Genomic DNA, 19,328 nt, shown 5'->3' on the forward strand with positions numbered 1-19,328 from the left:
CTGGGCCATGGCCTCGTCCAGCTGGAGCAGCGCGTTGCCGAGCCGCTCCTGCTCCTCGGCCGTGAGCGTTCCGCCCTCGATCCGGCGGACCGCCTGCGTCTCAAGTGCCTCTTGGATGATTTCGACGAGCGTGACCACGAGGGTCAAGAGGCCCGCCGTGAGGTTGTCTTCATCGATCCTGAGCGTGCTCATCCCCTCGCCTCCTCGCCTCCGGCGTGCCCAGTCGCCATCTTCTGCAGCCGCTCTTCCCAGTCCGCGCCGGGCGCGGCCGCGAAGCGCGTCTCCCCGTCGGGAGTGACGACGACGAACGCCAGCAGACCTTCCGGCTCGCCTTCCCGCTCCTCCCTGCGGATCTCGACGACGTCGTGCGGCGCGATCCGTACCGCCGGCCGCCGGTCGCCGTCGCCCCTCCAGCGGAATCCGTCGTCGTCGATGTGACCCTCGCCGCACCGCCACACCGGCCCCGACGCCCGCCGTTCCTCGACCCAGAGCTCGGCGTCCGCCTGCTCGGCCGGTTCGTTGGGCGCCACTTCGTTGGCCGGCGCCTCGCTGGCCGGCACTTCGCTGGCCGGCACTTCACTGGCCGGCGCGCCGCGCAGTCGCCGGAGGAGCAGGTCCCGCAGCCGATCGGGCCGCGCCGCAGTCAGGTGCGCGAGGCCGCCGTCGTCCGTCGTGACGAGGAGGCGGGGCACGTCCTTGCCGCCGATGCCGCGCTCGGACACCTTCCCCACGTGGGTGACGCGCGCAAGCGGAACCTGCCACAGCATCGCCGCGGGCTCACTCCGGTAGACGAGCAGCCGCCGGTCCGTCAGGAAGACCGTGCCGGGTTGCCAGATGGGCGGGGTGAGGTCCAGACGATAGGCGCCGGGCATCCGCGCAACGATCTGCTCGTCGGCGGCCAGATCCAGCCCAGCAGGCGCGAGCCGGCGGGCCCACGCGCGCGTCCGCTCGTCCCAGTCCTCGAACATTCCGTATTCGAGCAGCGTCTCCATTCCCGCGAGGGCGGCGCGAAGGCTCAGCCCGATGAGTGGGATGCCCGCAACCGTGATCACGGCGTCGAGGTCGAGGTACACGCCCTTGTTGAGGAGCGAATCAACGAGCGCGGCGAGCGTCGCCTCGCGATCTCGCGTGGGCGTCAGCGGCCGCGCGGACGACGATGGCCTGGCGGCCTCCCCGGATGTCGTCCTCTCCGGCTCGCGCAGCTCGGTCATTCCCGGGCCTCCTCGGCGGTTCCCGCACCGCCGTCGTCCTCGCTCTCGCCTGCTCGCTCAAGGGATCCTCCGCCGTCGGACTGCGCGATCGCGATCGCGCTCCGCCAACCGCACCATGGGCAGAACTCGTAGAGGAGCTGATCGACTGGCGCAGTCTTGCCGCATTGCGGGCAGGTGTCCTTCCGCTCGGAGGCCTCGTTCCATGCGACGGTGTTGCGGTCGGTCCCGGACGGGAAGTCCAGTCCGTAGCGGGCCGCGGTGTCGAACGAAGCGAGTGCCGCGCGGACGCGGATCCCCAGGAGCTCGACGCCGGCGAGCGACACGGTGATGTCCGCGTTGATGACGAGGCCCTTGTCGAGCAGCGTCTCGATGATGTGGGTCAGCGTTCCCTCGCGGCTGCGCTGCGGCATGAGCGGCGAGCCTGGCGGTATCCCGCCGGGGGACATCCCGCCCGCACCGGCTGGGCGGGCGGAGGCGCCGCGGCCGGAATAGGGGATGACGTCGGAGCGGCCTGCCTCGCGAGGGGCCCGAGGCGCGCGAGTACCCCGCCCGGACTGCTCCTCAGCTGGGGGCCCGGGGTCGGGGTGTTCGCCTTCGGTGGTCATCAGATCTCCGCCTGGTTGTCGATGCCCGCTCCATTCTCGTATGTGCTGCTTGTCGGGGCTCCTGCTGCCTGCGGAAATCTTCTCCCGCAGGCGCTATTTGTCGCCCGGGCGCCCCCTCAGATAGCGGGGTCCGCGCGAGTAGCCCACCAGCTCCCCGTCCGGGTCCACTTCCACGGAGTACTCGGCCATGATGTCTGCCGAGTCCGGGAAATGATGGTTCTCCACGACCTCGAGAATCACCACAAGGTTCCCGTCGTCCTTCCGGGACATGCCGACCACGGCCTCGATGTCTCGGGTCGTGAGCTCCTTCAGGTGGGAGACCGCCAGCTGTGCGAGCCGCGTCGAACTGAGCTTCTTCGGGCGCGCGGGCCGGTCGTCGCGGTCGTCCCCGTCATCTCGCTCAGGCCGGTCGTCCCGGTCGCGGGGCGCCGGACGCTCGCGCGGCGCGGGCCTTTCGCGCTCCGGCCTTTCGCGCGCTGGGGGCCGCTCGCGGGCAGCGGGGCGTTCGCGCGTCGTCGTTCGTTCTTCGGGCGGGCGGCGCCGCGCCGGCGCACGCTCCTCCTCTTCTGCCACGATCAGTACCCCTCCCTCCGCTGACGCCGGCTGCCCTCGAGCATCCTGGCGACCAGCTCGCGCTCCAGCTTCCCTGCGTCCTCGTCGGACAGGGTCCCCTCAGCGCGGGCCTGTGCGACCTCTTCCAGCTGGCGCCGGATCAGCCCAGGGTCGTAGTACTGCCGCTCGGCTTCCTCCTGCAGGCGTTCTGCGACCCAGACCACCCCCTTCACGGGTGCGAGGGGGAGGCCGAAGACGGCTGAGAAGAGTCCCATCAGAAGCTGCCGGTGAAGTCGTAAGGCGCTTGCGGCCCGAGGAGGCGGAAGGTGATCCGCCCCGCGCCCTCCCGCGCGAGCTCCTCCGCGGCCTGCTCGAAGTCGTCCTGGCGGTCACGGTCCACGAGGGCGGCGAGCTCGATGACGTCCTCTGCCTGGGATGCCTCGCGCTCCACGAGCTCGCGGGCGAGCGGCTCGAGCGCCGCGCGGATGCGGGGCGCCTCCTCCGCGGCCTTCCGCTGGAGCCCCTGGACGACGAGCTCGCCCAGCCGGATCCGCTCGTCGCGGCTCTCGTCCTCGCCGGTTCCGGAAATCGCCTCGCGGAGCGTCGCAATCTCCGGCTGCTCGGCGATGAGCTCGCCGAGCACCTCGTCACGGACGAAACGCGCGCGCAGCGAGAACTGCACCGCATCCTCGACCCTGCGCAGGCTCTCGGCGTAGAGGCCATGGCGGCTCACCAGGACCTCCTCGACGAGGGTCTCCTCGTCCGGCACTACGGTTCCGAAGACCATGGGGAGGACCGGCACGTCGGCCGCGATGCGGTCCAACACGGCACTGTGCGCTACGAGGTCATCGGGGGTCCCGAGGGCCTCCTCGTCTTCCACCCGGGAGACAATCGCGGCGTGGCCCTCCGCCGGGAGCGCCGTCACTATCTGACCCTGAAGGCCGTCGAGTTCGGGGACCTCCGAACCCTCCGGGACGATTCCGTACACATAGAGGCTCACAGTCACTCCCTTCGCCTACTTGTCTTCGCGCCGGCGGCGCGGGGCCCTCGCCTCTTCCTTGTCATCGTCCTCGTCATCGTCGTCCCTGCCGCCGCTGATCGCGTCCTTGACCCCGCCGATCACGCCCTTGGTCTTGCTGCGCGAGCCGCCCTCGCGCATGTCGTCGATCATGTCGGGGAGGCCTTTGCCGCCCTGGCTGGCGAGGTCAAGACGGTTGGTCGCCTCCGCGAAGCGCAAGTAGGTGTCGACGCTCGCGATGACGATGCGGGCATCAATCGTGAGGACTTCGATGCCCACGAGTGAGACGCGGATGTACGCGTCGATGACGAGTCCCTTGTCGAGGATGACGTTCAGGACGTCGGCAAGAGAACTCGAGTGGGGACGGTCCAAGTAGCCCCCACGCGGCTGCATAGCCGTACTCATGATCCGCTCCTAACTGTCGCAATGCTCCTGGCAGCGTTCCTGGCGTTGGGCTCAGCGTTGCTGGGCGGGATGGACGACGACGGCGGAAGCGCCGTGAGCGGGCCCCTCACCGACGGCCTCGGCTGGATGACGACGGCGCGCGCCGGCCTGCGCCGGACCGCTTCTGGCCGTTGCCCTCGCTGCGATCTTCCTCGGGCTCCTCGTCCTCGTATTCGTCGGCCGCCTCGCCCTCTTCGCTTTCTTCCTCCTCGTCGGGTTCTTCGTCGTCGTACTCGTCGTACTCGTCGGAGGTCTCCTCGTCGGAGTCCTCGTCCTCGTCGTCGTACTCGTCGGAGGTCCCCTCTTTGGAGTTCTCGTCCTCGTCTTCGTCCTCGTACTCGTCCGAGCTCTCCTCGTCGGAGTGCTCGTCCTCCGGGGAGCGCTCCTCGCCTTCCTCCTCGTCGTAGTCCTCGTAGTCTTCTTCGCCCTGGTCTTGATCCTGACCTTGGTCCTGTTCTTCGCGCTGGCGCCGTGCTTCCTCTTCCTCGCGCTGCTCTTCCTCCACGACCTCCTCGTGGGTGCGGACGATCTCGCCATCGCGGATCTCGCCCCGCCATCCCACAACCTCTTCCGGGTTGAGGATGCTGTAGGTCATGACATGGCGCACGTAGCGCTTGAGCTCCACGCGGACGCGACGGCCCACGGCGCGCCAGATCTGCCCGGTCTTCTCGAAGAGCCCCTGCGGGTAGTACTCCACAATGGCGCAGATCTTGGTCAGCTCTGGGCCGTATTCATGGAATGTGACCGCGCCGTCCATGTGGCCTTTGGCGCCCTTCGACTTCCAGATGATCCGCGTATCCGGGACCATCTCCTTGATCTGGGATTCCCAAGTGCGATGCGACAGGAATACTTGGCCTTTGAACGAGACCTGTCCTTTGTCCCTGTCGTATTCGACGTTCTTGACCTTCTTCATGAAGTCGGACCACTGCTCGAATTCGGTCCACTGGTTGTAGGCGACCTTGACGGGAACGCCTACGTCGGCCCATTCGACGATATTGACGAGCTTCTGCTTCCGACTGCCTCGGCCTTTCTTGCCGCCCCCGGTCAAGGCCTCGACCCCCGACTTGACGGTGTCCTTGACCTTGTCCGTGACGCCGCCGAGGGCACCGCCAACGGCTCCGAGCACAGGGCTCTTGCCTTGGAGTTTCGCCTTCAGGCCGCCGACCTTGGCCTTGTCCTTGACCGAGACCTTGCCTTCGGCGAAGTCGTTCAGCTTCCCGCTCAGGCCCTCGACCGAGTCGGTGACCTTGCCGATTCCGTTGCTGAGGAGGGACCCGGCATAGCTGCCAGCGGCCTCCTTCAGGCCGCCCAGGCCGAGCTTGTCGGTGAGGGAGCCCGATTCTTTGGTTTCAGAAGCCGATTCTGTGGTTGCGTTTTCCGCCATGACGTGCCTCCTGGACTATTCGGACGTGGGCTTCCTGCTCGGACGTCCGGACGGGGCCTGACGGCGCTCGGAGCTGCTTGAACTGCGGCGCTCGGCGCCGCCTGGGCGCGGGGCTGCCGGGCGCTGCCGGGCTGGCCGCTGGCTGGGCTTCTCGCCACCAGATGAACGGCCCGACTCTCCGCCGGAGCGGCCGGCCGACTCGCGACGGGGCTGGCGATCAGCCTGACGCTGAGGCTTGCGCTCCTCGTCGCGAGGCTGCTCCTCCTCGTCCTCGTCCCGCGGCTCCTCCTCGTCCTCGTAGTCCTCGCCCTCGGACTCTTCGCCTTCGGACTCTGCGCCTTCGGGCTCCTCGTCCTCGTAGTCTTCGTAGTCCTCGTCTTCGGCGTGGCCTTCATCCTCGGGGTAGTCCTCGCCGTGGTCCTCGTCCTCGTAGCCCTCGTCCTGGTCCTCGTCCTGGGTGCGAGTCTCCTCGTCCCTTGGAGTCCCTTCCTCGGGTTCCTGCTCTTCAGACTTGCCGCGCCGCTTCCGCCGAAGAAGTCCGACGGCGGGACCGGCGAGTCTCCCCGCGGTCTTTCCGGCAGATCCAGCGGCCTTGCCGGCCGTCTCGGTTGCCTGACCGCCCGCCTCTGTTGCCTTGTCCCCGGCCTTGCCGACCGCTTCCTTCGGCGCACGAAGCTTCTCGGCGCGGCCTTGGAGGTTGTCGCTGAGGGAACTGACGCCCTTCGAGGCCGCCGTGAGCGCTGCGCCCCGTGCGGCCTGCACGAGCGTGCCGGTCACCTGGTTGACGAGTAGTTTGGCCTCGGGTGAGGAGTCAAGGACCTTGGTGGCCCTGCTCACGAGGTCCTGTCGATTATTGAGAAGCTGCTTGCCGCCGATGGCGCTTGCCACCGTAATCGCAAGCTTCATCTTCTTGGTCCTGCCAAGCAGGTAGCCGCCGAGAAGAACAACGGCTAATTGCGCCCTTCCATTCACGGTTAGCCTCCATCCGTGACAAGGTCGTTATATGATATTGAAGCTCCGGGTTTCTGGGTTTCCTCGGAAGCTGTGATGCGGCCCGATGTGTGCGAACGGACTGCTTTTATTTGGGCCCAGCGCCGAATGCGAACGGAATATCCAGCGTGGTCCCACGATGCCATAGGCGTCCAGCGCTGGCTAGGGCGCCTCAGCGCAGACAATCAAAGCGCGTGCAGTGAAGTCCACGGTCAAGTGATACCCAACCCACGCCGATCGAATCAGTACTGTTGGACTTGTCCGCCTCTTGACGCGGAAGGCTCCTTGCCCCCAACGGCCCACCAACGCGTGGCCACCTCCCAATCCACGCGTGGCCACCTCTCTCCCGACTGAGCTGCCCGAGGTTCCGCCCGCGGGCGTCGAGCTGCCCGCGGGCCTGACGTGGTCGAACGCCGCGAACGCTCTCCTCGCCGCGACGCACAACGGCGGCCCCCTCGCCGAGATCCCCAACGCCCCCCGCTGGATCTAGCCGGTTCGGGCCGTACTCCTCCCGTGAAAGTGTCACGGGCTTACGGCTCGTTAGCCCGTGACACTTTCAAGAGTCTCTGGTTCCTGAGGCGTGCTTAGAGCGCGCCCTGCAAATCCGTGCCCGCGGGGATGGGGGACATTGTGGTCACGAGGACCGGCTCGGCGAGGAGGCCATCGATGTCCTTGTTCAGGAGGGCGACGGCGGGCCCCTTGGCATGGGCGTCGAGGTCGGCTTGGGAGGACCACTTCTCGAGCATGGTGATGGTGCCGTCTTCGGCGTCGTGAATGGCGTAGAGCTCGCAGCCCGGCTCCTCGTGCACGGCGGCAATTCCGGGGCGCATCGCCTCGACGAGCTCGTCCTTGCGGCCGGGCGCAGGCTTGAAGATGGCGGTGACGACGACGGTCATGGTGGCTCCTAGGAGGTGAGTGGGCCCGCGACCTCGTCGCTGGCCTTTCTTGCTTGGGCGAGCCTCGCTGCCAGACTCGGTGTTGATAGCGACTTTACCGACCTCGGCGGTCTGCCGGCCGGTCACTGGTCCTTCTCGTGGCAGGTGTCCAGGAGCGGGATGAGGGCGTCGGCGTCGCCTTCCCTGGCGGCGGCCACGATCTTGGAGTGCGCTTCCGCGACCCGCTCGAGCTTGTCCTCGTCCACCTGATAGGAGTGGCTGATGAGCCGCTGTACAGGGTTGTCCCAGACGACTTGCAGCGTCTTCAGGAGGAAGCTGTTGGAGGCCGGGGCCGCCAGCGCGAGGTGGAAAGCGCGGGTGGCCTTGAACAGTTCCTCCGCGTCCTTGCACGCGGACCCCTCCGCGATCAGGAACTCCAATCGTGCGAGTTCGAGGCTCGAGTAGTTGGCCTCGAACTGCTTGATGGCCATGATCTCCAAGGCCTTGCGGACCTCGTAGACCTCCTCTACCTCTGAGCGGGTCAGCGTCGTGGCCGCGTAGCCCGCGCCGGGCGTCAGCGTGGCCAAGCCCTCGTGCACGAGCCGGTTCAGTGCCTCGCGGACGGGGGTCCGCGAAACCGAATACTCCTCGGCGAGCTGCTCCTGGATCAGAGGTGCCCCCGGCGCGATCACGCCCTTGATGATGTCGTTGCAGATGCTCTCGTAAACGCGCTCGCTCAGAGGACGCGCTTTCCCAGCGGCTTGCACCGGCATTCGCCCCTCGCCTCCTCCTTGTGACGGATCCCTTCTTCTCTATAGTGCTTTACAGCACAGGATCCATTGAATACAGTGTATCCAATCCAGCCCACCACAAGGAAGTAGTGGCCCATGACCTCTCTCATCCCTCGCATTCCCGGCATAGACTTCGACGGCTTCGGCAAGCAGCTGGGCTATCTGGAGGTCGAGCACTCGGACAATGAGAACGACGCCGCCGTCATCCCGTCCCCGATCGCCGTCATCCGCGGCGGGCGCGGCCCGACCGTTCTGCTGACGGCCGGAACCCACGGAGACGAGTACGAGGGGCAGGTTCTCCTCCAGGAGCTGATTCGCTCGCTCGGCCCGGACGACCTCGACGGGCGGCTCATCATTCTTCCCGCCCTGAACATCTCTGCCGTGCGGGAGGGACGGCGGGTATCGGAGGTCGACGGCGTGAACCTCAACCGGGCGCTTCCAGGACGCAAGGATGGCGGGCCGGCGCAGCAGATCGCCTCCATCGTGGCCGAGGACCTCATCCCCATGGCGGATTACGTCATCGACATCCATTCCGGCGGCTCCGCCTCCGAATACGTGCCCTCGGCCTTCGTCTACCTCGGGCCGACGGAGGAACTCTGGGCCGAGAAGATCTCGGCCGTCGAGGCCTTCAACGTGCCCTACTCGGTGGTGGTGAAACCCATGCTGAAGGCCGGCTCCATCAGCAGCGCGGCAGATCGGGCCGGGGTTCCGATGATCTCCGCCGAGCTCGGCGGCTGCGGCACTGTCTCCCTCCCCATCCTGGCGAGAGCGAGGAAGGGGCTGCGATCCTTGCTTGCCCACTGGGGCGTGCTCAGGAATGGCTCGAGGACACCCAGGGAACCCGTCCGCTGGGTCGAATTGGGTGCCGGATCCGCCGTGAGGTCAACCATGGCGGGCCTCATGGAACCCCTCGTCGAACTCGGCCAGAGCGTCAGCGCCGGCGACGTCGTCGCGCGCGTCCACTCCGTGGAGGAACTCGACCGGCCCGCCAAGGATTTTCACGCACCTCTGGGTGGGGTCGTCGCCGTCGTGCGTCATCCCGCCCTCGTCAATGTAGGCACCACCCTGGTCAACATCGCCGTCGACCACGGGACAACACCACCGAAAGGCGACCATGCGACGTCGTAATCTCCTCCCCGCCACCGCGCTCCTCGCGGCGGCAGCAGTCGCCATGACCGGCTGCACCACAGCATCGCTCGACGACGGCAAGCAGGCGGGCGCGACCTCGAACCCGGGAAGCGCGGTCGCCGTCCCCGCGGCGTCGTTCGACAAGGCCGCTGCGGACCTGCTCCCGGCGGACCTCAGGGCGAAGGGCACCCTGACCGTGGGCACCGACCCCACGTTCTCGCCCTACGAGTTCTACGCGGACGACAGCAAGACCGTCGTCCGCTGGGACGCCGATTTCGCGAAGGCCTTGGGCGAGGCCCTGGGGGTGAAGGTCCAGCTGGTGCCCGCCACGTTCGACACCATCCTCCCCGGCGTCAGCTCGCACAAGTTCGACGTGGGCATCTCCGCATTCAACGTGACCGCCGAGCGCCAGAAGAACGCGGACTTCGCGGTGTACCAGCAGAGCGGCTCGGGACTCGCAGTCAAGACCGGGAACCCGAAGAAGCTTTCACTGGACCCGATGAAGCTCTGCGGCACGAAGGTGGGTGGCGAGAAGGGGACGACGCAGGGCATCGAGACGCTGCCGGCCTTCTCGCAGAAGTGCGTGGACGCGGGCAAGGCGCCGATCGACGTTCAGCTTTTTCCCTCTCAGGACGAGGCGAACATGGCGCTCGTTTCCGGGCGTGTGGACAGCGTCATGTCGGGACTGATCGCCCTGGGCTACGCGAGCAAGCTCTCCGGGGGAACCTTCGAGCTCGCGGGCGACCAGGATTTTGAGCCCACGCCGGTGGGCATCGCCATGCCGAAGGGCTCGCCGTTGACTCCCGCAATCGTCGCGGCGGTCAAGGGACTCGTGGGCAGCGAGACGTACCGGCAGATCAACGCGAAGTACGGGGTCCCGCAGTCGGCGGCGGTCACCCCCGCCGCGGTCCAAGCGGGGGGTGCCCAATGAGCGACCGCACGGGCGTGCTCGTCAGGGAAGCGAGCAAGCGGACCTTCACCGTGGTGCCGGCCCGGCACCTGTGGCGCTGGGTGTCCGGCGCGGCCATCGGCGCCGTCGTCCTCCTCCTGCTCGTCTCCGCGGTGACCAACCCGCGCTTCGGCTGGGACAAGGTGGCCCGGTACTTCCGTGATGTCGCAATCGTGAACGGCATCGGGATCACGTTGTTCCTGACCGTGGTCTGCATGGCGGTCGGCGTCGCCCTCGGGGTGGTCGTCGCCGTCATGCAGCTCTCCGCCAACCCCGTCGCGAGGGCGTCGGCGAGCGCCTACGTCACGATCTTCCGCGGGACCCCGGTGCTGGTCCAGCTGCTGTTCTGGTTCAACCTCTCGGCCCTCTATCCGGAGATCACGTTCGGCCTCCCGGGCGTCAGCCTCGACGCGAACCAGCTCATCACGCCCCTGACGGCGGCGATCCTGGGCCTGGGACTGAACGAGGGCGCCTACATGTCGGAGATCGTCCGAGCCGGGATCCAGTCGGTGGACCAGGGGCAGACCGAGGCCGCCGGCGCCTTGGGCATGCCGCGGCTCCTGACCCTCGCCCGCGTGGTGCTGCCGCAGGCCATGCGGGTCATCATCCCGCCCACGGGGAACGAGTTCATCGGCATGCTCAAGACCACGTCCCTCGTGAGCGTTCTGGCGGTCCCCGACCTGCTGTACTCGTCGCAGATCATCTACTCCAAGAACCTTCAGGTGATCCCGCTGCTCATCGTGGCCAGCATCTGGTACATCATCGTCACCACCGTCTTCACGGTCGGCCAGGGCTACCTCGAGCGCCGCTTCTCGCGGGGCGCCTCCCGCTCGGCGCCCCCCAGCCCCATGGAACGCCTCCGCAAGATCTTCAGGGTGCACGCACCGCTGAGCACCGGAAAGGGCCGAGCATCATGAGCATTCAGACCGCACCGGACGAGCTTCCACTCGTGCGCGCCGAGGGTGTCCGCAAGAGCTACGGCCCGCTCGAAGTCCTCAAGGGGATCGACCTCGAGGTCAAGCGCGGCGAAGTGGTCTGCCTCATTGGGGCCTCGGGTTCCGGCAAGAGCACCTTCCTGCGCTGCGTGAACCATCTGGAGAAGATCGACGGGGGGCTCATCTGGGTGGACGAACGGGTCGTGGGCTATCGCCTCAAGGGGGAGAAGCTCCACGAGCAGTCCCACAACGAGATCTGCGCCGACCGTACCGACATCGGCATGGTCTTCCAGCACTTCAACCTCTTCCCGCACATGACCGTCCTCGAGAACCTCATGGAGGCGCCGCTCAAGGTGCTCAAGCAGCGCAAGGACGAGGTCCGCCGTCGTGCCTTCGATCTGCTCGAGAAGGTGGGCATGCACGAGAAGGCCCACGCCTACCCGCGGCAGCTCTCGGGCGGCCAGCAGCAGCGCGTGGCGATCGCCCGGGCCCTCTGCATGCAGCCCAAGGTGATGCTCTTCGACGAGCCCACCTCCGCGCTCGACCCCGAGCTCGTGGGGGAGGTCCTCCGGGTCATGAAGGACCTCGCCAAGTCCGGGATGACGATGATCGTCGTGACCCACGAGATGGGCTTCGCCCGTGACGTCGCCGACCGCGTGGTGTTCATGCACGACGGGCGCATCATCGAGGAAGGCCCCGCGGAGGCCGTCATCGGCAGACCGCAGCACGAGCGGACGCGGGCGTTCCTTTCCGCGGTGCTGTAAGGCTCGAATCCCGGCTGCGCACCCCTTCGTTTCGGGTACAGATAAGTTCGCCCTCGGCCTTTTCGGGTACGCCAACTGCCGGTCTGGAGGGTCAGTTGGTGCACCCGAAACGGCTAGGGGGTGGTGGAGACCGTGCAGCGCGGATGCAGCCTCCGGGTGTGGTCCACGATGCGCACCGGCCCCGTCAGAGTCACGCTGTGGCCGAGCACGATGTCGGCGCTGGACCGGCCGAAGCCGAGGACCAGCTCGCCGGGTTCGACGATGCGCCGTCCGTCACGCCCCGTGAACGAGGCCAGGTCGGCCGGCACCTCGAACGCGAGCAGCACTTCTTCCCAAGCATCCAGTTCAACCCGCTGATACCCGATCAGGCGCTGGAGCGGCCGCACGACCGAGGCGACCGGGTCGTGGAGGTACAGCTGGACGACGTCGGATCCGGCCCGGCCGCCAGCGTTCCGGACGCGAAGCGTGAGCCGAACCGTTCCATCGGTGGACATGCTGGCCGAGTCCGCGGTGAGGTCGCTCCACTCGAAGCTCGTGTAGCTCAGGCCGTGCCCGAAGGCGAACGCGGGCGTCGGGTCGATGTTCGAGACGGCGGTCTTCCGACCGAGGGCGGGGGCAAGGTAAGTGGAGGGCTGGGCGTCGGGACGGCTCGGAATGCTGACCGGGAGCCGGCCCGAGGGGTTGACCCTCCCGCTCAGAACTCCGGCCACGGCGCCCGTTCCCTCCTCACCGGGGAAGAACGCCTGGACAATCGCCGCGGCCGCGGAGCACGTCTCCGCACCGAGCGCGTAGGGTCGCCCCGAAAGGAGGACGACGACGGCGGGCGTCCCCACGGCGAGGACCCGGTCGAGGAGGGCTTGCTGCGCCCCGGGCAGGGCGAGGGAGCCTGCATCGCAGCCTTCCCCGCTGGTCCCCCTGCCGAAGAGTCCGGCGCGGTCGCCGAGGGCGAGGACGACGAGATCGGCGTCGGAGGCCGCGCGAGCGGCGTCCGCAAACTCGTCCGTGTCCCCGCCGTCGATGCTCGTGCCCTGAACAAAGCTGACCTCGCTGGCCGGGAACTCCTCTGTGAGGGACTCGAGCAGCGTGGGCAGGCGCAGCCCGATGGGTGTCTCCGGATGCTGGGCTCCGACGTGGGCCGGGAAGGAATAGCAGCCGAGGACAGCCATGGGGTCGTTCGCCGTAGGGCCGATGACGGCGATTCGCTGCGGGGCGGCCAACGGGAGAAACCCGTCGTTCGCGAGCAGGACGACGGCCTGTTCGGCGAGCTCGCGGGCGAGCGACCGGTTCTGGTCGTTGTCCAGGTCGATGGACCCCCGGAGGGCCGACGCGTTCGCGAGGTCGGCGTCATGCAGCACCTCAGGGACCGGCGACCAGTTCTGATCGAGCAAGCCCAGCTCGATCTTCTGGGCGAGCACCCGCTCAAGCGCGCGGTCGACGAGTTCTTCCTTGATCCTGCCCCCTCGCACGGCCTCGCAGAGCGGGGAGCCGTAGGCCTTGACGGTCGGCAGCTCGACGTCCACCCCGGCGGTCAGCGCCTGTTCGGCGGCCTCCTCCCACGACCCCGCGATCGCATGCAGCGTGCGCAGGAACGCGATCCCGAAATAGTCCGCAACGAGCGTCCCGGCGAAGCCCCACGTGTCGCGAAGCAGCCCGGTGAGAAGCTCCTCGTCGGCCGCCGAGGGCACGCCGTCAATATCGGTGTAGGCGTGCATGACTGATCGGACTCCGGATTCCCGCACCGCCATTTCGAACGGCGGCAGGAGGACGTCAGCGAGCTCGCGGCGGCCGATGGAGACGGGTGCGAGGTTGCGTGCGGCCTTGGATCCCGAGTAGCCGACGAAGTGCTTGAGGGTGGCCACGATACCGGCACCCTCGAGGCCCTTGATGTACGCGCTGGCGATGCTCCCGACCAGATAGGGATCCTCGCCGATGGTCTCCTCGACGCGACCCCAGCGTGGGTCGCGCACCACGTCGAGGACGGGGGCAAGCCCCTGATGGATGCCGACCGAGCGCATGTCGTGGCCGATCCGAGAGCTCATCTGCTGGACGAGCCGCGGATTGAAGGTCGCACCCCACGAGAGGGGTACCGGGTAGGCCGTCGCACCCCATGTGGCAAAGCCGGCCAGGCACTCCTCATGCGCGAGGGCGGGGATCCCGAATCGGTTCTCGGCCATGATGCGGCGCTGCGTCCGCAGGAGCGAGAGTGCACCGAGCGCCGGGTCCACCGGGGCCGTCCCGAACGGCCGTGTCAGTTGGCCGAGCCCAGACGGCAGCAGCTGGTCGAAGTCGACTCCCTCCTCCATCTCGTGCTGGTGCGGGGCGACCTCACCGCCCTGATCGGACGCGCCCACCCACACTCCGTAGAGCTGGGCGACCTTTTCCTCGATGGTCATTTCGGCGATCAAGGCGGCCGCGCGCTCCGCCGTGGACCGGGCGGGATCGCTCCAAGGACCCGCGAGGGCAGTGCTTGAAGAGGACATGCAGAGCTTCCTTCCGAGGGCGGTCAGCGAATTCCTGCCGCCGCGTAGATCGCGTCGATTGCTGCCATGTTGTTGACGTAATCGGAACCTTCTGTCGCCAGCGATTTCCCCGAATGGAGGGCCTCAATCACGGCGGCGAGTTGGTGGTCGTAGGTATCCAGCCCGGCAACCGTGGAGACGTGGGTGACGCCGTCACGCTCAATTCGAATTGAATGCCCGCGGGCAGGAAAGACGAGATTCTCCACGTGGAGCCTTCCCGTCTCTCCGACAATAGTGAGGCTGGATTCGAGCGTGACCCCCGGCTCCATGCTCGCGCTCACCACCCCGTGTACGCCGCCGTCGAACTCGGCAAGCGCCTCAATCCAGAGATCCGCTCCCAAAGGGTTCCGGGAAGCCGTCGCGTGCGTAATGCGCGGTTCGCCGAACAGGGTGCGCACCCAGTGCACGGGATAGCAGCCGAGGTCCATAAGGGCGCCGCCCCCGAGTTCCGGCACGTGGCGGATGGACGCCGGATCAAAGGGGTTCGCGCCGTTGAAGGTCGCCTTGACCGAGACCGGTGCGCCCAATGCTCCGGATTCAAGGAAATCCCGAATCCACGCTTGGAGCGGGTGGTAGTAATCGTGGAAGGCCTCGAATGCCCTTTTGCCCGTTCTCTCTGCCGCGGCCAGGACGGCGCTCGCCTCCGCCGCATTCATGGCCATCGGCTTTTCGCAGAGGACGTGTTTTCCCGCCTCGAGCGCCGCTATAGTCCACTGCGCGTGTTCCGACGGCGGGAGTGCCAGATAGACGAGTTCGATCGAATGGTCTGCGAGGAGATCCTCGTAGCGTGCATAAGCACTGGGGATTCCGTGCTGCTCGGCGAATTCAGGCGCACAACGGCGGGAGGCGACGGCAACGAGTTCGACATCGCCTCGGCGTCGGGCCGGGGCAATCATGGCGGTGGGGGCGATGCCAGCGGCGCCCAGGAGTCCGACCCGCAGAGACGTGCCGCCCATCAATCCAACCAGCATTCGGTCGGCGGGACCATCGTCTCCAATTCGGTCCACAGTGCCCCGGGAATCTCCAGGGCCGCGTACTCGAGGGTCTGGCCAACACGCTCGGGGGAGGAGACCCCGACCACGGTCGCGTCGATGAACGGTGCCCGCAGCGAGAACTGCAGCGCAGCCGCAGGGAGCGGCACGTTGCACCGCGCGCACGCCGCGGCCATCGCGCGGGCGGCGTCGGCGATGCGCTCGTCGCGCTCGCCGTAGCCGTATTTGCTCTGCACATCGGGACCCTTCGCGAGCATGCCCCCGCCGAACGGGGCGGCGTTCACGACGCCGACGCCGCGCTCGCGGGCTGTCGCGAACAGGGACTCGGCGGACCGGTCCAGCAGCGTGTAGCGATTGTGGCTGAGCAGGACGTCGAACAAGCCCGTCTCGAGGTACTCCGCGAGCAGCCGCACCGGACCGCCTGCGACGCCGATGTAGTCGACCCGTCCCACATCGCGTAGCCGCACGAGGGCCTCGACCGCCCCGCCGGGCGCGGTGGCCTCCTCGAAGGAGATCCGCTCGGGATCGTGCAGGTAGAGCAGCGGAACCCGATCGACGCCGAGCCGCTCGAGGCTCTCCTCATACGAGGCGAACACCCGTCTGCCCGAGAAGTCCCCCGTGATCGGGTCAGGGTCCACCTTCGTTGCGAGCACGACGTCCGCAGGGACGCCGCCGCGCGCCGCGAGGGCGAGTCCGATCCGCTTCTCCGCCTCACCGTCTTCGCCGTAGCCGTTGGAGGTATCGATGAAGCGGATCGGGCTGTCGAGGACAGCGTCGATGGTGGCGACAGCCCGCTCGTCGCTCACGTTGTAGCCATAGAGCCGCGCCATGCTCGCGAGCGGGCTCGTTCCCACACACAGCTCCGTGACCTTGAGACCCGTGGAACCAAGCGTGCGGGTGGCGAGCGTCACGAGGCGTCCTCGAGTGCGGGCGCGCGGTCCGCGAAGGCCTGGTGGGCCGCGTGATAGGCGTCGACGATGCGGTCGAGGATCGCCTCGGTGGCGGCATCGCCGGTTGCGGTCTCGGGGTGGGCCTCACGCCATTCGATCATCCGCTTGACCGCCCGCTCGAACGTGAGACGCGGCGCGAAGCCCGGGACGAACCGGCGGATTTTCGAGTTGTCGAACACCGCCGAATGGCCGAGGTCGCCCACGAACTCTCCGGACCAGAACCACTCGGGCGCCACGACCGGGTAGAGCTCGCTCGCGACGTGCACGAGGCGCGGCTCGACCCCGAGGGCGTTGGCGAAGAGCGTGTAGATCTGATCCCACGTGAGGACATCGTCGCCCGTGATGTGGAAGGTCTCGCCGATGGCGCGCTCGCTCCCGAGCAGGCCCACGAGGCCCTGCGCGAAGTCCTCCGCGTGGGTGAGCGTCCAGAGCGAGGTTCCGTCACCGTGAACAGGGATTTCGGCGCCTCGGGCGATGCGGTCGACGACGGTCCACCCGCCCGGCAGAGGCGGGTTGGCGTCGTCGTACGTGTGGGAGGGGCGGATCACGGTGACGGGGAAGCCCTGCTCGCGGTACGCACGGGCGAGCGCGAGCTCGGCGCGCCATTTCGCGGTCGCGTACGGCAGGGGAGGGTTGGGGCCGACCGGGGTCGATTCGGTGATCGGGGTGACGAGCACCGGCTTGGCGTAGATCGAGCCCGAGCTGATGTGGACGTACTGCCGCGCGCGGCCGGAGAACAGCGAGACCCAGCGGGCGACGTCGTCGTCATCGTAGGAAAGGAAGTTGACGACGGCGTCGAAGCTGCGGCCCCCGAGGGCCGCGCGAACCGAGGCGTCATCCGCCACGTCGGCGGTGAGCTGCTCGACCTCTGGCGGGAGCGACCGGCCGACCCGGTTGGCGCCGCGATTGAGCACGCTCACCGCCATCCCGTGCGCGGCAGCGAGCCGCACGCACGAGGCGCTGATCGTGCCGGTTCCCCCGATGAAGAGCACCGCGAGCGGCGCGGCATCGTATTTGAGCACTTGATTTCCTCCGGTCACTTGCCTGCGTACCAGTCTTCGAAGCCGTTCTCGACGAGCGAGATGAGCACATCCTCTGCCCGAACCCCGAGGGGCGTCAGCTTGGCCACGACGGTTTCGAAGAACTTTCGCTTCACCGCCACGGGATACATGTGCACGGCCGTCACCTGGATGAGCAGGAGGCTGCGGCGGTCGACGGCGTTGTACCCCGGATCGAACTTCAGCTCGCCGTGGTCATGGGGACGGAAGACCTGGAAACGGTCGTCTGAGGGGATTCCGAGCGCCTCGATCTGCGCATCGTGGATGGCCTCGCCGATCGCGTCGTGCGAGGCGTCGTACAGTCCACGGTCGAGGTCGACCTGGATGAGTGGCATACAGACTCCTAGCTGAGGATCACTTGATAGCGCCGGCCGAAAGGCCGCGCTCGAACAGGCCCTGGAGGCAGAGGTAGGCGACGATCTCGGGGATCGCGGTCAGCACCGCGGACGCGAGGATCTTGGTCTGGTCATTGCTGAACTCGCCCACGAAGAACTGGGGGACCAGCGTGATGGTCTGCATGTCCTGCGACTGCAGGAACACGAGGGGCATCAGGTAGTCGTTCCACGCGCCGATGAGGGTGAAGATCAGCACTGCCGCCGCGATGGGCTTGGTGAGGGGGATGACAAGGTGGATGAAGCCGCCGAAGGAGCTCGCGCCGTCAACGCGGGCGGCCTCGAACATCTCATCAGGGAGGCCGTTGATGAAATTGCGGGTCAGGAGCACCGCGAACGGGACCTGCAGCGCGGCAAGGGGAAGGATCACCGCCCAATAGGTATTGAAGAGGCCGACTGCCTGAGTGGTGGTGAAGAGCGGGGTCAGCAGCACGACCTCGGGCAGGGTGAGACAAGCCAGCAGCAGCCAGAAGTAGACCTCTCGGAAGCGGATGCGCAGCTTCGAGAACCCGTAGGCTGCGAGCATCGTCACCGCGTAGACGAGCACGATGACACCGCCTGAGATGATGGCGCTATTCAGGAAGAACCGGAAGAAGCCTGGGACCAGGATCACGTCCCGGTAGTTTCCCCAGCCGTCGCCCGCGAAGGAACCCTGGACCATCGCGATCAGCGGGAACAGGTACGGAAGCACGAGCAGCGTCGCGATCAGCTGGAGGAGCCCCTTGCTCCACCACTTGCGAACTTCGAACATCAGCGTTTCCCTGTCCTCTCACGCGCCACGATCTGAAGGATGATCGCCATGACGAGGGCGACGACCAGCAGGATGATCGACAGGGCCGCGCCGTAGCCGACGTGGGCCAGCTGGATCGTCATCTGGTAGATGTACGTGCCCAGGAACTGGGTCGAGTTGTTCGGTCCGGCAATCGTGACGAGCCACGGGATGTCGAATGTCTTCAGTGCGCCGATGGCGCTGAGGATTCCGAGCGACACCGTGGTTCCTCGGAGATTGGGCCAGATGATGCTCCACAGGACGCGGAGGTTTCCGGCCCCGTCAATGCGGGCTGCCTCGATGAGCGACTGGTCGATCTGGCTCATCGCGGCGTAGTAGAGCACGAACGTGAGTCCGGTCCACTGCCAGATCGTGATCGCCATGATGACGGGGAGTGAAGTGGACTCCTGGCCGATCCACGGCTGGGAGAGGAAGCCGAGGCCGAGGTGGTCGAGCACCCAGTTGAACTGGCCGTTCGCGGCGAAGATCTGACGGAACACCGGTGCCATGATCGCGGGCGCCAAGACGACGGGCACGAAGACGATCACTTTGTAGAGCACGGCGAGCTTGATGCGCGAGTGCATGATGACTGCGAAGACGACGCCGAGAGCCGTCTGAACGACGAAGGTGACCACGAAGAAGAGCACCGTGTGGGTGATGGCCTTCCAGAACACCGGGTCACCGAAGATGTTGGTGTAGTTCTTCGTGCCGACTGAGAGAGGCTCAGGGCTGGCTCCGTCCCAGTTCAGGGTGGAGATGTAGCCGGTATAGCCGATGCAGTAGTAGATGAGGCCCACGCCGAGTACGAGGGCGGGCAGGATCCAGGGTAGGCCCGATGCTTGCAGGCGGCGGCGGCCGCCGCGGGGGCCGGGGGGGGAGCCCGCCGCCCCTCGCGGGCCGCGCAGCGGCCGCCGCCTCCAAGCATCGGGCCTGCCCTGGATCCTGCCCGCCCTCGTACTCGGCGTGGGCCTCATCTACTACTGCATCGGCTATACCGGCTAC

23 protein-coding genes are annotated in these 19,328 nt (G+C 67.3%); 5 read left to right on the plus strand and 18 right to left on the minus strand.

Annotated features, from left to right (window positions below; genetic code table 11):
• The 9 genes from ACTHL9_RS08475 to ACTHL9_RS08515 all read right to left on the minus strand — a co-directional run.
• Positions 1-192: gas vesicle protein K (locus ACTHL9_RS08475; protein ID WP_440518413.1), on the minus strand; the 192-nt coding region annotated here is incomplete at its 3' end.
• Positions 189-1,211 (minus strand): gas vesicle protein, encoded by a 1,023-nt coding sequence (locus ACTHL9_RS08480; RefSeq protein ID WP_440518414.1) that lies wholly within the window; start codon positions 1,209-1,211, stop codon positions 189-191. The genes ACTHL9_RS08480 and ACTHL9_RS08475, both read right to left, overlap by 4 nt.
• The gene (locus ACTHL9_RS08485) at positions 1,208-1,816 is read right to left on the minus strand and encodes a gas vesicle protein (RefSeq protein ID WP_440518415.1); all 609 of its coding nucleotides are present in this window, start codon (positions 1,814-1,816) and stop codon (positions 1,208-1,210) included. Before ACTHL9_RS08485 ends, ACTHL9_RS08480 begins: the two co-directional genes overlap by 4 nt.
• Positions 1,817-1,909: 93 nt before the next feature.
• Positions 1,910-2,389: a gas vesicle protein GvpO gene (gene gvpO, locus ACTHL9_RS08490; RefSeq protein ID WP_440518416.1), complete on the minus strand. Its 480-nt coding sequence runs from the start codon at positions 2,387-2,389 to the stop codon at positions 1,910-1,912.
• A gap of 2 nt (positions 2,390-2,391) precedes the next feature.
• Entirely contained in the window at positions 2,392-2,643 is a 252-nt protein-coding gene (locus tag ACTHL9_RS08495; RefSeq protein WP_440518417.1) for a gas vesicle protein GvpG, read from the minus strand.
• Positions 2,643-3,368, minus strand: coding sequence for a GvpL/GvpF family gas vesicle protein (locus ACTHL9_RS08500; protein ID WP_440518418.1), 726 nt, complete (start codon positions 3,366-3,368; stop codon positions 2,643-2,645). Before ACTHL9_RS08500 ends, ACTHL9_RS08495 begins: the two co-directional genes overlap by 1 nt.
• 15 nt (positions 3,369-3,383) lie before the next feature.
• Positions 3,384-3,791: a gas vesicle protein GvpJ gene (gvpJ, locus tag ACTHL9_RS08505; protein WP_440518419.1), complete on the minus strand. Its 408-nt coding sequence runs from the start codon at positions 3,789-3,791 to the stop codon at positions 3,384-3,386.
• A gap of 106 nt (positions 3,792-3,897) precedes the next feature.
• Positions 3,898-5,214, minus strand: coding sequence for an SRPBCC family protein (locus ACTHL9_RS08510; RefSeq protein WP_440518420.1), 1,317 nt, complete (start codon positions 5,212-5,214; stop codon positions 3,898-3,900).
• A gap of 15 nt (positions 5,215-5,229) precedes the next feature.
• A complete protein-coding gene (locus ACTHL9_RS08515) occupies positions 5,230-6,120 on the minus strand; it encodes a hypothetical protein (RefSeq protein ID WP_440518421.1) in 891 nt (296 codons plus the stop codon).
• A 415-nt stretch (positions 6,121-6,535) separates the two neighbouring features.
• Here ACTHL9_RS08515 and ACTHL9_RS08520 point away from each other — a divergent pair, with 415 nt between their 5' ends.
• On the plus strand, positions 6,536-6,694 hold the full coding sequence (locus tag ACTHL9_RS08520) for a hypothetical protein (protein WP_440518422.1): 159 nt from the start codon (positions 6,536-6,538) through the stop codon (positions 6,692-6,694).
• 94 nt (positions 6,695-6,788) lie between these two features.
• Here ACTHL9_RS08520 and ACTHL9_RS08525 read toward each other — a convergent pair whose 3' ends face one another.
• Together ACTHL9_RS08525 and ACTHL9_RS08530 are read right to left on the minus strand one after the other, a co-directional pair.
• Complete coding sequence (locus ACTHL9_RS08525; RefSeq protein ID WP_440518423.1) at positions 6,789-7,100, minus strand: putative quinol monooxygenase; 312 nt, start codon at positions 7,098-7,100, stop codon at positions 6,789-6,791.
• A 122-nt stretch (positions 7,101-7,222) separates the two neighbouring features.
• Positions 7,223-7,852, minus strand: a complete 630-nt coding sequence (locus ACTHL9_RS08530; RefSeq protein WP_440518424.1) for a GntR family transcriptional regulator — start codon at positions 7,850-7,852, stop codon at positions 7,223-7,225.
• Between the two features lie 114 nt (positions 7,853-7,966).
• Between ACTHL9_RS08530 and ACTHL9_RS08535 the strand changes: the two genes are divergently transcribed.
• From ACTHL9_RS08535 to ACTHL9_RS08550, 4 genes are read left to right on the plus strand one after another with little or no spacing between them, the layout of a single operon-like run.
• Complete coding sequence (locus ACTHL9_RS08535) at positions 7,967-8,998, plus strand: succinylglutamate desuccinylase (RefSeq protein WP_440518425.1); 1,032 nt, start codon at positions 7,967-7,969, stop codon at positions 8,996-8,998.
• Positions 8,985-9,929, plus strand: coding sequence for an ABC transporter substrate-binding protein (locus ACTHL9_RS08540; protein ID WP_440518426.1), 945 nt, complete (start codon positions 8,985-8,987; stop codon positions 9,927-9,929). Before ACTHL9_RS08535 ends, ACTHL9_RS08540 begins: the two co-directional genes overlap by 14 nt.
• Positions 9,926-10,864 carry an amino acid ABC transporter permease gene (locus ACTHL9_RS08545; protein WP_440518427.1) on the plus strand — a complete coding sequence of 313 codons (939 nt, stop codon included), beginning with the start codon at positions 9,926-9,928 and terminating at the stop codon, positions 10,862-10,864. The genes ACTHL9_RS08540 and ACTHL9_RS08545 overlap by 4 nt, the downstream gene beginning before the upstream one ends.
• Entirely contained in the window at positions 10,861-11,646 is a 786-nt protein-coding gene (locus tag ACTHL9_RS08550; protein ID WP_440518428.1) for an amino acid ABC transporter ATP-binding protein, read from the plus strand. The genes ACTHL9_RS08545 and ACTHL9_RS08550 overlap by 4 nt, the downstream gene beginning before the upstream one ends.
• A gap of 113 nt (positions 11,647-11,759) precedes the next feature.
• Here ACTHL9_RS08550 and ACTHL9_RS08555 read toward each other — a convergent pair whose 3' ends face one another.
• The 7 genes from ACTHL9_RS08555 to ACTHL9_RS08585 are packed head-to-tail and all read right to left on the minus strand — an operon-like array spanning position 11,760 to position 19,123.
• The gene (locus ACTHL9_RS08555; RefSeq protein ID WP_440518429.1) at positions 11,760-14,126 is read right to left on the minus strand and encodes a beta-glucosidase family protein; all 2,367 of its coding nucleotides are present in this window, start codon (positions 14,124-14,126) and stop codon (positions 11,760-11,762) included.
• A gap of 23 nt (positions 14,127-14,149) precedes the next feature.
• On the minus strand, positions 14,150-15,136 hold the full coding sequence (locus ACTHL9_RS08560; RefSeq protein ID WP_440518430.1) for a Gfo/Idh/MocA family protein: 987 nt from the start codon (positions 15,134-15,136) through the stop codon (positions 14,150-14,152).
• Complete coding sequence (locus ACTHL9_RS08565) at positions 15,121-16,068, minus strand: aldo/keto reductase (protein ID WP_440518431.1); 948 nt, start codon at positions 16,066-16,068, stop codon at positions 15,121-15,123. The genes ACTHL9_RS08560 and ACTHL9_RS08565 overlap by 16 nt, the downstream gene beginning before the upstream one ends.
• Positions 16,065-17,129, minus strand: coding sequence for an NAD-dependent epimerase/dehydratase family protein (locus tag ACTHL9_RS08570; RefSeq protein ID WP_440518432.1), 1,065 nt, complete (start codon positions 17,127-17,129; stop codon positions 16,065-16,067). Before ACTHL9_RS08570 ends, ACTHL9_RS08565 begins: the two co-directional genes overlap by 4 nt.
• A 14-nt stretch (positions 17,130-17,143) precedes the next feature.
• On the minus strand, positions 17,144-17,500 hold the full coding sequence (locus tag ACTHL9_RS08575) for a tautomerase family protein (protein ID WP_440518433.1): 357 nt from the start codon (positions 17,498-17,500) through the stop codon (positions 17,144-17,146).
• Between the two features lie 19 nt (positions 17,501-17,519).
• Positions 17,520-18,308: a carbohydrate ABC transporter permease gene (locus tag ACTHL9_RS08580; protein ID WP_440518434.1), complete on the minus strand. Its 789-nt coding sequence runs from the start codon at positions 18,306-18,308 to the stop codon at positions 17,520-17,522.
• The gene (locus ACTHL9_RS08585; RefSeq protein WP_440518435.1) at positions 18,308-19,123 is read right to left on the minus strand and encodes a carbohydrate ABC transporter permease; all 816 of its coding nucleotides are present in this window, start codon (positions 19,121-19,123) and stop codon (positions 18,308-18,310) included. Before ACTHL9_RS08585 ends, ACTHL9_RS08580 begins: the two co-directional genes overlap by 1 nt.
• Between the last annotated feature and the right edge of the window lie 205 nt (positions 19,124-19,328).

Origin of the sequence: Sinomonas sp. (genome assembly GCF_051955515.1) — a bacterium.
In the GTDB taxonomy this organism is placed as follows: Bacteria; Actinomycetota; Actinomycetes; order Actinomycetales; family Micrococcaceae; genus Sinomonas.